The organism is Fontibacillus panacisegetis, from assembly GCF_900102215.1.
Lineage (GTDB): Bacteria > Bacillota > Bacilli > Paenibacillales > Paenibacillaceae > Fontibacillus > Fontibacillus panacisegetis.
Genome location: NZ_FNBG01000010.1, coordinates 100,797 through 114,042 on the forward strand (window position 1 = coordinate 100,797; position 13,246 = coordinate 114,042).

Here is a 13,246-nt window from a genome sequence, read left to right on the forward strand (position 1 = left end):
CCTATAGCAGCTAGGTTATGATGCTGACTTTTATAGACCTAGATACTCCTTAATTCCTGCGACAATTCCTTCAGCTACACGCTGCTGGAATTCTTCCGTATACATTAGAGTTTCATCACCAGTGTTGCTGAGATATCCAGCTTCCAAGAGTACCGCCGGCATCACCGTTTCTCTCGTAACATGCAAGCTGCTGTAGCGAACTTTGCGGTCATTTAATCCGGTTGCTGCAACTAAATGCTTATGCATCACATTCGCGAACGGAATGCTCTCGTCTCTTGAATAGTATGTCTCGGACCCGGTAGGGTTATTGCCTGTTTTTATAGTATCCAGACTGTTTCCATGAATGGAGACAAATAGATCTGCTGCCAGATCATTCGCTACTTTGACACGATCCTGCAATGACATTGTAACATCCGTCGTTCGTGTAAGTACAAAATCAATCGATGGATCCTGTTTCAGTATGGTCTCAACTTTGAGAGCTACACCTAGTGTAAAATCCTTCTCTTGTTTCTTAGTTACCCCGATCGCGCCCGGTTGACTCCCGCCATGACCCGCATCAATGACGACAAGCTTTCTGCCTGTGTCTCTTTTCTCCTCCAAGTCGATAAATACCTGACCTTCACCGGAATTCGTAACCGAATAGAGGCTATCTTGATTCAGAACCATTACAACACGAATAGTTGAAGGTGAATTACTAAAAAGAGAATAGCGAATCCCTGAGATTTTGGTATCGTCAGTTATAGAAAATTCACCTTTGGATTGATCATCTAATGAGAGTGTATTCCTGAAGTTATCAGAAAAAGCAGCCTGAGGAATATCAACTACGATTCTAGAAGGTGCTGTCAAAGTAAATACCTGCGGTTCAATGTTGCCAGTAGCCGAGATAACTAGTCTGTTGTCGCTATAGCTCATTCCTTCTATTTGAGCCAAATTAACATTAGTCCCATTAGGAGCATTGTTTGTATTTGGTGTTATTGACTCACTCTGCTCCGGTTGATTGACTACTGTAATTACCTCCGTTGTAGATCCCGGGCTGGAGCTGGTGCCACCGTTAATTATCTCACCGTCTGTTCCTCCATCAGGGCTATACAAATATGCCGATTTATCAGCATTATCCCAGCTTACCTTCAGCCCCATCTGCTCCCCAACAAACCGCAGAGGAACCATCGTCGTATTGTTTTGTAGAAAAGGTGCAGTTGAAAGAGTAACTTTGCTGGAATCTACTACTGCCTGATCACTATTTACAACCAGCTTGAGTGATGTTTTATTTTGCGAAATAGTGACAGATCCCGTCTTTTGCTCCCATTTCACATCATACCCAAGCCCTTCGGCAATGACCCGTAGCGGAACCATGACATTACCTTTCACATTGTCGGCCGCTGCATTGTCAGGCTGCTGCAATTCCACACTATCCAAATAAATATGTGTCGTCGATGGCGCAGCACTGCCCATCACAGGAAATGCAAGGAGAAAAAACATAAACAACATGAATGATCCAATTTTTTTCACTTGTATCCCTACCTCTACCATAGGTTGCTAATTACTTCCATAGTATCAGATTATAGCCCTTTCTGATAGACATATATTTTCATAGAGAGACAAGTTCAGACAAAAAAGCGGATTAATAAAGAAAATCTCTTATTTAAAAGCCAGATTTTTGAACTCGAAGAGCTCCATCATATCCAGGCTCCCTCTAAAAAATGCAAAAAAAGCCCTGGTAAACTTATTCAGTCTATCAGGGCTTACTTCTAAAATAGGTATTAGGCAAATTTCTTTTTCTCGTAAGCGGCGATGAGATCTTCATGTTGAAGAGTAAGACCGATGTCGTCCAAACCTTGGAGCAAGAACTGACGGCGGTGCTCATCGAGATCAAATGCAATGTTCAGGCCATAATTGTCAGTGACCGTCTTATTCTCAAGATCAACCGTCAACTGGTATCCATCATTGTGAGCAGTACGTTGGAATAGATCCTCAACTTGCTCTTCAGACAGTTTGATTGGCAGAATACCGTTCTTGAAGCAGTTATTATAGAAAATATCTGCAAAAGACGGAGCGATTACACAGCGGAACCCATAGTCAAGGATCGCCCAAGGCGCATGTTCACGAGATGAACCACAACCGAAGTTAACGCGTGAGATCAATACAGATGCATCTTCATAGCGTGGCTTGTTAAGTTCAAACTCCGGATTTACATTTCCTTCTGTATCAAAACGCCATTCATAGAACAGAAATTGTCCAAATCCTGTACGTTCAATGCGTTTCAAAAATTGTTTTGGAATAATTGCGTCAGTATCGACATTTACACGATCGACTGGACCAACAACACCCGTTAGTTTTTTAAATGCTTCCATGGATCATTTCTCCTCTCAGGCTTGATTAGCTTACGATATCCCATTCACGAACATCGACGAAACGGCCTTTAATCGCTGCCGCTGCCGCCATAGCTGGAGATACTAGATGAGTTCTACCGCCGCGGCCTTGACGACCTTCGAAGTTACGGTTTGAAGTAGATGCGCAACGTTGACCTGGTTCGAGAACGTCAGGGTTCATCGCAAGGCACATACTGCAGCCTGCTTCGCGCCATTCAAAACCTGCTTCAACAAAGATTTTGTCGAGGCCTTCTTCTTCAGCCTGGATTTTAACACGGCCTGAGCCAGGTACTACTATAGCAGTAACCTTATCTGAAACCTTGTAGCCTTTAGCAATTTCTGCCGCTGCTCTCAAGTCTTCAATACGTCCATTAGTACAGGAACCGATAAACACATAATCGATTGCGATGTCAGTCATCGGAGTACCAGGGGCCAGACCCATATATTCAAGTGCTTTTTCAGCTGCTTTACGTTCGTTATCAGATTCAAAATCCGCAGGATTAGGAACGTTCGCATTAATGTTAGTACCCATTCCCGGGCTTGTTCCCCAAGTTACTTGTGGGATCAACGCATCAACGTCGAAGTCTACTACACGATCAAATTCAGCGCCCTCGTCAGTTGTGAGATTCTTCCATTCAGCAACAGCTTGCTCGAATGCTTCACCTTGAGGTGCATGCTGACGACCCTTCAAATAATTAAAAGTAGTTTCGTCAGGAGCGATCAGACCAGCTCTTGCACCAGCTTCGATGGACATGTTGCAGACCGTCATACGTTCTTCCATTGTAAGCTCGCGAATGGCTTCGCCAGTGTACTCAATAACATAACCTGTAGCAAAGTCAGTGCCGTATTGAGCAATTACGCCCAAAATCAAGTCTTTTGCAGTAACGCCTGGTTTGCGTTTACCAACGAAACGAACTTCCAAAGTTTTAGCTTTAGCTTGCTGCAAGCATTGAGTTGCCATTACATGCTCTACTTCACTAGTACCGATACCGAATGCAAGCGCACCAAATGCCCCATGAGTAGACGTATGGCTGTCACCACAAACGATCGTTTTACCCGGATGAGTAAGACCCAGCTCAGGACCCATAACGTGTACTACGCCTTGATCAATCGTATCGAGGTCATAAAGAGTAACACCAAAATCGCGGCAGTTTTGAGACAAGGTGTCAATTTGCTGCTTGGAAATAGGATCTTTAATGTTGAAGCGATCCTTTGTCGGTACGTTGTGATCCATTGTCGCAAAAGTAAGCTCAGGGCGGCGTACTTTACGTCCGCTGAGTCTCAAGCCTTCAAATGCTTGCGGTGAAGTTACCTCGTGTACAAGATGCAAATCGATATACAGAATACTTGGCTTGCCCTCTTCTTGATAAATAACGTGATTGTCCCAGATTTTTTCATACATTGTCTTTTTAGTAGTCATCAGAATTCCCCCCAAACAAGGATTCAACTTTAACGAATTGTGATCTGGTAGTGGAGCATGCTAGATTTACTATCACCTGTCACTTAACCAGTACGCTAACTACAACTCGTATGCTGAAACTAATATATCATTTTCGACTTCATTGTTCCAAGATATAATATCTATAAAAGCGATAGGTTGAAACTATAAGTCAAAAGAAAAAGCCATAATAATATTATGGCTGCCACTTATGATTGCAGTTTCTACATTTATTTACCGGCTTCTTCATAAAGCTAAAAACAGAAATAATGATTGGTACAAAGGCTGCAATGAATAGCGGCCAGTATATAAGCAGACCAACCCATAACAGACATGCTGCAATCGCCAACCATAACAAGAAATAGTATAGCTTGTTTCTGGAAACAACTTCATTCGAGCTGCATTTCGGACAAGACTCCCATTTATCACTCATACTACTTTCCCCTTTGTATTTTATGTAAGAGCTCTGTATTTCTTTAAAACGAGTCGATTCCCATTACATGATCTTGCGGTACTGGCCCAATACTACGACTGTCATTACTGTGGTTACGATTATCACCCATCACAAAGACATGACCCTCAGGAATTTCCCATACCTGATCCGTACCTGTCACCATAGGCTCTTTGATATAAGGTTCGTTAAGCTGCTCTCCATTACGATAAACATTACCGTTCTTCACTTCAATTGTATCTCCGGGCAGGCCAATTACTCTTTTTACATAAAAAATTTCTTCGTCACCCTTACCTGAAAACAGATTAATGATCGGATGCTCCATAAAATCATCCATTAAGCTGCGGTCTCGTTCAACCCGGCTGTCAATAATAACAATATCTCCGTAATCAGGGAGTTTGTCCAATGTATGATTTATCTTCCATGCATATATCCGTTGCGTGTCATTTAAAGTAGGCTCCATCGAATACCCGTCAACCTTATATGGCTGAATTATAAAGATACCGATTACCATACTAAGTACAAAACCGATGATGATAGCGACGCTCCAGCTTTGAATCTCTTTTAAAATCTTTTTCAAGTCCATACCTCCACTTTATATCATTTGGTTCTATTATACATAGAATCTTTCTCACTTCTCAAATATAGGAATAGTATAATACTATTGTGTTATTCGCATAATAAAAACTGATAGAGGTGATACCATGGAACTTAGACAGCTTCAATATACACTTCAAATTGCTGAAGAGCGTAATTTCTCACGCGCTGCTGATAAACTGCATATCGCCCAACCTTCTCTAAGCCAACAATTATCCAAGCTGGAGCAGGAACTTGGTGTCAAGCTGTTTCAACGCAACACAAGCACAGTCGAATTAACCTATGCTGGAGCCAGCTTTATTGAACACGCGCAAAAAATAATGGATGCCGTTGAGCAGCTTCGTCAAGAGATGGATGACATCTCACAGCTCCGAGCTGGACGTGTCGTAGTTGGCAGTATGCCGATCACAGGTTCACATTTGCTTCCTTATGTACTTCCGGCCTTTAAGGCAACATATCCCGAAATTCAGGTAAACCTCTTGGAGGATACTTCTCTGAACCTGGAGAAACTAACCGCTGGCGGGGGAACTGATCTCAGCCTCCTCTCCCTTCCTTTACAGGAGCCATCGCTTACCTTTGAGCCAATTGGCGAGGAAGTTATTGATCTTGCCGTACCGCCGGAACATCCTTTAGCCAAGCTGAACCATCACAAAAATGGCGTATCTATAGACATGCTAAAGGACGAACCGTTCATTGTACTTAAAAAAGGACAAGGCTTCCGAACGATGACGATAGATTTGTGCAAAAGCGCTGGTTTCGAGCCAAATGTCGTTTTTGAGAGCAACAATATCGAAACCGTCCAATCGCTCGTAGCCGCCGGTATGGGTATCACATTTGTTCCAAGATTCATTGCCAGAGCCAAACGGAGCGAGTTGATTCCTGTATATGTTCCATTAGCTGATCCGGCACCTAGCCGGACGCTGGTCATCGCTTATCGCAAAGGCCGTTACTTGTCAAAAGCAGCCGAAGCTTTTATTGAGACGTTCAAAGAAGTACTTACTCATCGTATAAACTAATTTTATAGCTTATATAAATGCGGTCTACGATCATCAAATACAGGAATTTTCGATCTAACTTGGTCAACCAGTGACAGATTAATGCTTCCGGTAACAATCTCTTCATCTTCGCCGCCTTCGGCAACAATTTCACCCCAAGGATCGATGATCATGGAGTGACCGAAGAAGGAATCTTTACCGCTAGCCCCCGTTCGATTGCAGGCGACTACATACATTTGATTTTCAATGGCTCTTGCCATAAGTAGTGTCCGCCAGTGATGCAGACGGGGATGCGGCCATTCCGCAGACACAAACAGTACCTTCGCCCCTAGTAATGACAAGCTTCTCGCCAGCTCTGGAAAGCGGATATCATAACATATTGAGGCTCCAGCCAAAACTCCGTCTAATTCAAAGCTGACAATTTGATCCCCGGAAGTTAAATGCTTCTCTTCCTCCATCAAGCGGAAAAGATGGATCTTGGAGTATGAAGCTGCTTCCTCCCCTGAGGCAGAGAAGATTCTCATCGTATTAAAAACTCCAGCATCTCTTTTTTCAGCGATTGACCCTGCAACTACATGAATGCCATGACTTTTCGCAAATTCAGCAATCCATTCCCGACTTTCCTCACCGTTCGGATCAGCAATTTCATGGATGATGTCCAGCGCATAACCTGTGTTCCACATTTCGGGCAGTATGATAACATCAGGTTTAACTTCACTTGATGCTGCGATCTCCATTTGATTCTTTAAATAGTCCCTGTTGCGGGAAGGGTCACCTAATGTGATATCAGTCTGTATAAGTGCAATCTGCCATGTTTTTGCCTGTTCGGTCATGTTCATCATCCTCTCCTTATTATCCGATCTAATCTGAATACATCATAATGGCCTCTTTCAGGCTACGCAAGACAAGGAAACGTTATTTCGAGTCACCCTCAAATACCGTCTATACAGCTCGGATAAATCGTGATAAATTTAATTTAACATATTTTTTTGACTGGAGTGTGAACATAAATCTATGAAATCCAACATCCCAGACCCGGAAAAATCCCCTTTTACTATAGAAGCTGCTGATATTATGCACAAGCTTCCCAAGCAGTTTTTTGCAACACTGGTCCAGAATGTGAACCGTGAAATTACGGCCGGCGCAGGATGGCGTGTCGGATTCGCTCTCGGTAACGAAAAGATCATCTCTCTCATTAATCAGCTTCAAGATCATATATACGTCAGCCTGTTTGGTGCAATACAAGAAGCGGCTAAGATCGCTTTAACAGCATCTCAACAAAATGTAGCTGATCTCGTCTCCCTCTATGAAAATAGAAGGAATACGCTTTTTAACGCACTAAATGAAATTGGCTGGGAAGCTGCAAAACCAAGCGGGTCTTTCTTTGCATGGCTACCTGTCCCAAAGCCATGGGATTCGGCCGCATTCGCTCAAAAGCTGCTTGAAGAAGCCAAAGTTGCGGTTGCTCCTGGCATAGGATTCGGCCAACATGGTGAAGGTTATGTAAGAGTTGGACTGCTTAGTGATCCCGAACGACTCAAGGAAGCCGTTATGCGGATCGGCAAGCTTGGATTATTTTAACTATGTAAACCATTTTCTTTTGCAAACCCAATGCGTGCATGTTATTCTAACAGTAATTCGAAGTGTTGAATCAATGAACGATAAAACGTGAAGACGGGACCATTAAGAGAAGATAGCGGCGTCCAGAGAGCGATTCCTTGGCTGTAAGAATTGCACCCGCCCTCTCCGAAACCTACCCCCGAGCGGCCAGCGCATGCTGGACAGCGCCCCTGTTACCGGGCTATAGAGTCGGATGATTTAATCATCAATGAAGGTGGTACCGCGGAAGCCAAACTTTCGTCCTTTGCATGCAGAGGCGGAAGTTTTTTTTATAGGCTCTCATTGACTCGTTCGTTATTATTACACACCATTACAGCCACAAGGAGTGATCTCCATGCAACGCCGCATCGTTGTTAAAATCGGGAGCAGTTCGCTTACCTCACCTGAGGGAGGATTAAACAAAAGAGCTGTCGCCTATTTTGCTGCAGAGCTCGCGAGGATAAAGGCCGCTGGTCATCAAGTGTTGTTAGTTTCCTCCGGGGCCGTCGCAGCAGGCTTTAGAGAAATTGGATATACAGAGCGCCCGAAGCTGCTTCATGAGAAGCAGGCTGCTGCTGCCGTTGGGCAAGCTTTGCTCATGCAGGTCTACCGGGAAGAGCTTGCGGATCATGGCATCTCGGCTGCCCAGGTTCTGCTTACCCGTACAGATTTTCAAAATCGAAAAAGAATGGGCAACGCCAGCATGGCCCTTGAGGAGCTGCTCGTTCGCAACATTATTCCGATCATAAATGAAAATGACACCGTCTCTATAGACGAGCTTAAATTTGGAGATAACGATACCTTATCCGCCCTGGTTGCGAATTTAATCAAAGCGGATCAGCTTATAATTCTGACTGATACAGATGGCCTCTACACTAAAGATCCTCGCATTGATCCTTCTGCAGAACGAATTGAACGGATTCAGGAAATTACAGATGATATTTACTTGATCGCCGGAGGAGCAGGATCTGAAGTAGGCACAGGCGGCATGCGTTCCAAAGTAGATGCTGCCAAAATCGCAACGCGTGGTGGAGTTCCTGTATTTGTAGGTAAAGTGAATCAACCAGGTGAATTGATCGGAGCTCTTGAAGGAGCAGGAAGAGGTACTTATTTTGAAACTCAAAGCTCCTCCCTGCCTCGTAAAAAGCAATGGCTCGGATTTCTCTCGACCCCCTTTGGATCTTTAACTGTCGACCAAGGTGCAGAAGATGCGCTCATTCATGGTGGAAGAAGCTTGCTGCCTGTAGGTGTGCGCAAAGCAAAAGGACATTTCCATGTTGGAGACGTTGTAGAGGTTGTCAACACAGACGGAGAGATACTGGGGCGCGGTATCATCAACTATGATATTGAACAGCTGCTCGAAATACTGGGATTGCCCAGCTCTGAAGTAGTTAAGAAGATCGATGTTGCCCATCGTCTGGAAGTTATTCATCGTGATGAATGGATATCACTTAAATCATAATTTAATTTTTAATTAGGTCGAGGAGGTATTTGTATGAGTGAAGTACGACAAAAGGCTGAGCTGGCTGGCAGAGTCACTTCTGTTCTAAGCAGCTTGTCAACCGAACAGAAAAATGCAGCACTTCTTGTTGCTGCACAGGCGTTGATTAATGCTAGTGATGACATTATTGAAGCTAACAAGGAGGATTTGCAGCGTGGCCGGGAAAACGGAACATCGGAATCGCTGCTTGATCGGCTTGCTCTTAATAAGGGGCGGATTGAAGGCATTGCGGAAGGATTGAAACAGATCGTAGAGCTGCCAGATCCAATCGGCGAGACGCTTGAGACAATAGATCGTCCTAACGGTCTGCATATAGTCAAACGTCGCGTTCCCCTCGGTGTAATCGGAATCGTCTATGAAGCTCGCCCTAACGTTACAGTTGATGCGATCGGGCTCTGCCTTAAAACCGGCAACGCTGTTGTTCTTCGCGGGGGATCTTCGGCCCTTTCCTCAAACCGAAAAATAGTTGAGATTATCCACGAGGCTCTTAAAGGTACAGCCGTTCCCCGTGATGCTGTCCAGTTGATCGAGGACCCAAACCGTTCCTCTGTAGACGAAATGTTAAAACTGAACGGACTGCTTGATGTTGTAATTCCACGCGGCGGCAGCTCACTGATTCAGAACGTTGTACAAAATGCCACCGTTCCTGTAATCGAGACAGGCGCTGGTATTTGCCACACTTATCTTGACGCTTCCGCTACTCCTGAAATGGCGACAGCTATTTCAATTAACGCCAAGGTTCAGCGTCCTTCTGTCTGCAATGCGATGGAGACGCTGCTTGTCCATGAGGATTATGCAACGGCTCATCTTTCCGACCTTGCCGAAGTATTCAAGGAAGCCGGAGTGGAGCTTAGAGGCGATGACAAAACTCGTTCTATTGTTAATTGGGCTTCTGAAGCAACTGATGAGGATTATGCAACAGAATATAACGACTATATTTTAAATGTAAAAATCGTAAGTAACCTGGATGAAGCTCTATCACACATTCGCCAGTTTAGTACAAAACACTCCGAATGTATCGTTACAGAAGACCGTGAGAACGCGCTGCGCTTTCAGCAGGAAGTGGATGCAGCCGCAGTATATCATAATGTTTCTACCCGATTCACAGACGGCTTTGAATTTGGATTTGGTGCAGAAATCGGAATCAGTACGCAGAAGCTGCATGCAAGAGGACCTATGGGACTCCCCGCTCTGACTTCAAGCAAGTATATCATTGACGGCAACGGGCAAATTCGAGAGTAATACGACAGGAGGTCATACTATGAATTCAACTCATCAAGCAAGTCTAGGTTCAATCTGCTTTTACGGTGCAGGATCAATGGCTGAAGCAATTGTCCGCGGGCTCATCCATAAAAGTGTGGCTGCTCCGAAGCAAATATCGATGCTTAACCGCAGCAATCAAGAACGCCTTACTTACTTATCACAGCAGTACGGCGTGTTTACTGGTAATAGCGAGCAGGACAAGAATAAATATCTTACTGAAGCCTCGATCATTGTACTGGCTATGAAGCCTAAAGATGCCAAAGAAGCCCTCACTGAGCTTGGTCCTAAGCTACAGGAGGGACAATTGATCGTATCTCTGATCGCTGGCATCTCCATTTCCACACTTCAACAATTGCTGGGAACGAACGCTCCGATCGCACGCTCGATGCCTAACACATCGAGCTCTATCGGGCTTGGAGCTACGGGATTATCCTTTTCCGAGGAGACAACTGACGACCATGTTCAGCAGGTTCTGTCCATGTTCCAATCCGTCGGTATCGTCAGTGTCATTCCCGAAGAACAAATGGACATTTTGACGGGAGTTTCCGGAAGCGGTCCAGCATATATCTACTACATGATCGAAGCGATGATTGAAGCTGGTATTGAAGGCGGACTTACACCTGACCAAGCTCGTAATCTGACGGTACAAACCGTGCTGGGTGCGGCTTCTATGATGCTTGAGACTGGAGAAGATCCAGCGAAGCTGCGTAAGGACATCACGTCGCCTAACGGATCTACTCAGGCCGCATTGGAGGTGCTCGCAGACAAAGACTTCACCAATACAGTTAAAGCAGCCGTACACCGCTGTAAAGAACGGTCTTTCGAGATGGGACAAGCTGTGAAGGAGGCGCTTTAATGACCTGCTGCACAGCAAAATATAGACTTTTGATCCAACGGCTGATTTTGAAGGAGCAAAGCTCGCTGATCGCATCTATTCACGTGCTCGGCTTACAGAAATATGCCAGAAGCTTGGCATAAAACATACACCTTTTGAGACTTTTACAGATATTAGATCCGACTTCATTAGGCTGGAGGGAGAATAAAAATGAACTTTGCCGACATTCCTTTGGAAGAGAAACAAGCTGCCCTTCATGATTTACGGGCGGTCAAGGAACAATTAGCCGCTCGCGGGTGGTTCCCCGGAACAAGCGGAAATCTTTCTATACGGGTTGGCGACTTCCAGCCTGATCAGTTCTATTTCGCTATAACATCCAGCGGTAAAGACAAATCGGTTAATACACCGGAGGATTTTCTCTTTGTTGATGCAGCTGGAGAACCTTGTGAGACAACTGAATTGAAGCCAAGTGCAGAGACGCTCATCCATTCTAAAATCTACCGGATGACTGGCTGTGGAGCTATTTTCCATGTTCATACCGTATTCAACAATCTGCTTAGTGAGCGATATGGGAATGACGGATTTGTTCCTGCACAGGGGATTGAGCTCATTAAAGGCCTCGGCATATGGGAAGAGAATGCTGCCATTCGCATTCCTATCGTTCCAAACTATGCCGACATTCCTTCAATCGCCAAGCTGATACCTGGTGCAATTCAGTCAGACATTCCCGGTTTTTTACTCCGTAACCACGGTATCTACGTGTGGGGCCGCAACGCCTTCGAAGCAAAACGTCATTTAGAAGCTTTCGAATTCATACTTGAGGTAGAATATCGCAGACTCGCACTAGGAGTGTAGATAGTTTACATGTAAAGGAACCACTGGACAACAGTTGGTACACATTGCTGGCCGAACATTACTCCAGCGGTTCTTTTAAATATATGCACTCAAGTCAAGGCACAAGAGGCAATTTTGTTCTAATAGCGTCTCTGTAATTCCTGCAAAAGTACATCTTCTTAATCTCATGGTTCCGGCAATCTCATAATTCCTGCAATAATACATCTATTTCGGGCTAAATCTCCAACTACTGAACAAAACTTATGTAATTCCTGCACTTATGCAGGCTTTGAACTTGATTTACTCTAACTACTCGATAATTCCTGCACTTTTGCAGTTTTTCCTTCTACAACGTGCTGGGAAGGGACTAAGCTTACTTTATAATGCAGACGGACATATCAGCCTTATTTACACGAAAATGAAGGTCATTTTCTCCAAATAGTGCACCAGCCCACCAATCCATAACAAAGGCCGCCCCACTAACAAGAGTGGGACAGCCTCTACTCAAACCTTATTAAAAAAAGATTACCCAAATGACGATCGCTAACACAATTCGATAAATAGCAAAAGGCACCAGCTTGATTCGGTCAATCAGCTTCAAGAAGAAACGAATTGAGATAAGTGCGAACACAAATGCACTAATAAATCCTGCAATAAAGAACGGCAAAGCATCAAGGGTAAAATACTGCCAGTTTTTTAGCAGTGATAATGCACTTGCACCAGCCATCACCGGCACAGCCATAATAAAGGTGAAATCTGATGCGGCACGATGGCTTAAGCCGAGGAGTACACCTCCAGAAATCGTCGACCCCGATCGAGAGAAACCTGGCCAAATAGATAGACATTGAAACAAACCGATGGAAAAAGCTTGCTTGTAGGTCATTTGGTCAACACTTTCCACCTTCGCCCGCTTCGGTCTCAGCTTATCAGCAAAGATCATCAATATTGCACCAATCACTAATCCAATCAGCACTGTATATGTCGAGAAGAGATACTCGTCTATAAAATCTTCAAAGAGCAAGCCCAGCACACCCGCAGGAATTAACCCAACGATGACCTGCCCCAGCTTTAGGCGAGAGCCGGCATGTTGTATCTGGCCCTTATTTTTACGAGTGAACCTCGATAACCCAAGCAAATCAATAAACCGATCCTTAAATACGACTAACACGGCCAGAATCGATCCAAGCTGTATAACTACTTTAAATGTATTAGCCACATATTTCGATGATAAAAATTGCTCGGTCTTCAGCCACATATCATCAACTATGATCATATGACCAGTTGAAGAGACTGGAGCAAATTCAGTTAACCCTTCCACCAAACCAAGAATAATAGCTTTTATGATGCTAATCCAATCCATTTAT

General features: G+C 44.4%; 13 protein-coding genes and 1 pseudogene. 7 read left to right on the forward strand and 7 right to left on the reverse strand.

Annotation, left to right across the window (positions count from 1 at the left end; all coding sequences use genetic code 11):
• Positions 1-30 precede the first annotated feature (30 nt).
• From BLS49_RS10615 to lepB, 5 genes are all read right to left on the reverse strand, one after another.
• Entirely contained in the window at positions 31-1,509 is a 1,479-nt protein-coding gene (locus tag BLS49_RS10615) for an N-acetylmuramoyl-L-alanine amidase family protein (RefSeq protein WP_245742335.1), read from the reverse strand.
• 251 nt (positions 1,510-1,760) lie between these two features.
• Positions 1,761-2,351 (reverse strand): 3-isopropylmalate dehydratase small subunit, encoded by a 591-nt coding sequence (gene leuD, locus BLS49_RS10620; RefSeq protein WP_091229538.1) that lies wholly within the window; start codon positions 2,349-2,351, stop codon positions 1,761-1,763.
• A 25-nt stretch (positions 2,352-2,376) separates the two neighbouring features.
• Positions 2,377-3,789: a 3-isopropylmalate dehydratase large subunit gene (gene leuC / locus BLS49_RS10625; RefSeq protein ID WP_091229540.1), complete on the reverse strand. Its 1,413-nt coding sequence runs from the start codon at positions 3,787-3,789 to the stop codon at positions 2,377-2,379.
• Between the two features lie 214 nt (positions 3,790-4,003).
• A complete protein-coding gene (locus BLS49_RS10630; protein WP_091229543.1) occupies positions 4,004-4,240 on the reverse strand; it encodes a hypothetical protein in 237 nt (78 codons plus the stop codon).
• 43 nt (positions 4,241-4,283) lie between these two features.
• A complete protein-coding gene (gene lepB / locus BLS49_RS10635; RefSeq protein ID WP_091229546.1) occupies positions 4,284-4,844 on the reverse strand; it encodes a signal peptidase I in 561 nt (186 codons plus the stop codon).
• 118 nt (positions 4,845-4,962) lie between these two features.
• Here lepB and BLS49_RS10640 point away from each other — a divergent pair, with 118 nt between their 5' ends.
• Positions 4,963-5,871, forward strand: coding sequence for a LysR family transcriptional regulator (locus tag BLS49_RS10640; protein ID WP_091229549.1), 909 nt, complete (start codon positions 4,963-4,965; stop codon positions 5,869-5,871).
• A gap of 2 nt (positions 5,872-5,873) precedes the next feature.
• Here the strand turns inward: BLS49_RS10640 and BLS49_RS10645 are convergent, their stop codons facing one another.
• On the reverse strand, positions 5,874-6,683 hold the full coding sequence (locus tag BLS49_RS10645; protein WP_091229701.1) for a carbon-nitrogen family hydrolase: 810 nt from the start codon (positions 6,681-6,683) through the stop codon (positions 5,874-5,876).
• 310 nt (positions 6,684-6,993) lie between these two features.
• Here BLS49_RS10645 and BLS49_RS10650 point away from each other — a divergent pair.
• The 6 genes and pseudogenes from BLS49_RS10650 to mtnB form a co-directional block, all read left to right on the forward strand.
• A pseudogene (locus tag BLS49_RS10650) lies at positions 6,994-7,431 on the forward strand (aminotransferase class I/II-fold pyridoxal phosphate-dependent enzyme); the annotation flags it as partial.
• A 373-nt stretch (positions 7,432-7,804) separates the two neighbouring features.
• Entirely contained in the window at positions 7,805-8,911 is a 1,107-nt protein-coding gene (gene proB, locus BLS49_RS10655; protein WP_091229556.1) for a glutamate 5-kinase, read from the forward strand.
• 33 nt (positions 8,912-8,944) lie between these two features.
• A complete protein-coding gene (locus BLS49_RS10660; RefSeq protein ID WP_091229559.1) occupies positions 8,945-10,192 on the forward strand; it encodes a glutamate-5-semialdehyde dehydrogenase in 1,248 nt (415 codons plus the stop codon).
• A gap of 19 nt (positions 10,193-10,211) precedes the next feature.
• A complete protein-coding gene (gene proC / locus BLS49_RS10665) occupies positions 10,212-11,069 on the forward strand; it encodes a pyrroline-5-carboxylate reductase (protein WP_091229562.1) in 858 nt (285 codons plus the stop codon).
• Complete coding sequence (locus BLS49_RS25775) at positions 11,069-11,191, forward strand: hypothetical protein (protein ID WP_425432138.1); 123 nt, start codon at positions 11,069-11,071, stop codon at positions 11,189-11,191. Before proC ends, BLS49_RS25775 begins: the two co-directional genes overlap by 1 nt.
• Before the next feature lie 67 nt (positions 11,192-11,258).
• Positions 11,259-11,903 carry a methylthioribulose 1-phosphate dehydratase gene (gene mtnB, locus BLS49_RS10675; RefSeq protein ID WP_091229565.1) on the forward strand — a complete coding sequence of 215 codons (645 nt, stop codon included), beginning with the start codon at positions 11,259-11,261 and terminating at the stop codon, positions 11,901-11,903.
• 493 nt (positions 11,904-12,396) lie between these two features.
• Here the strand turns inward: mtnB and BLS49_RS10680 are convergent, their stop codons facing one another.
• The gene (locus BLS49_RS10680; protein WP_091229568.1) at positions 12,397-13,242 is read right to left on the reverse strand and encodes an undecaprenyl-diphosphate phosphatase; all 846 of its coding nucleotides are present in this window, start codon (positions 13,240-13,242) and stop codon (positions 12,397-12,399) included.
• Positions 13,243-13,246 lie beyond the last annotated feature (4 nt).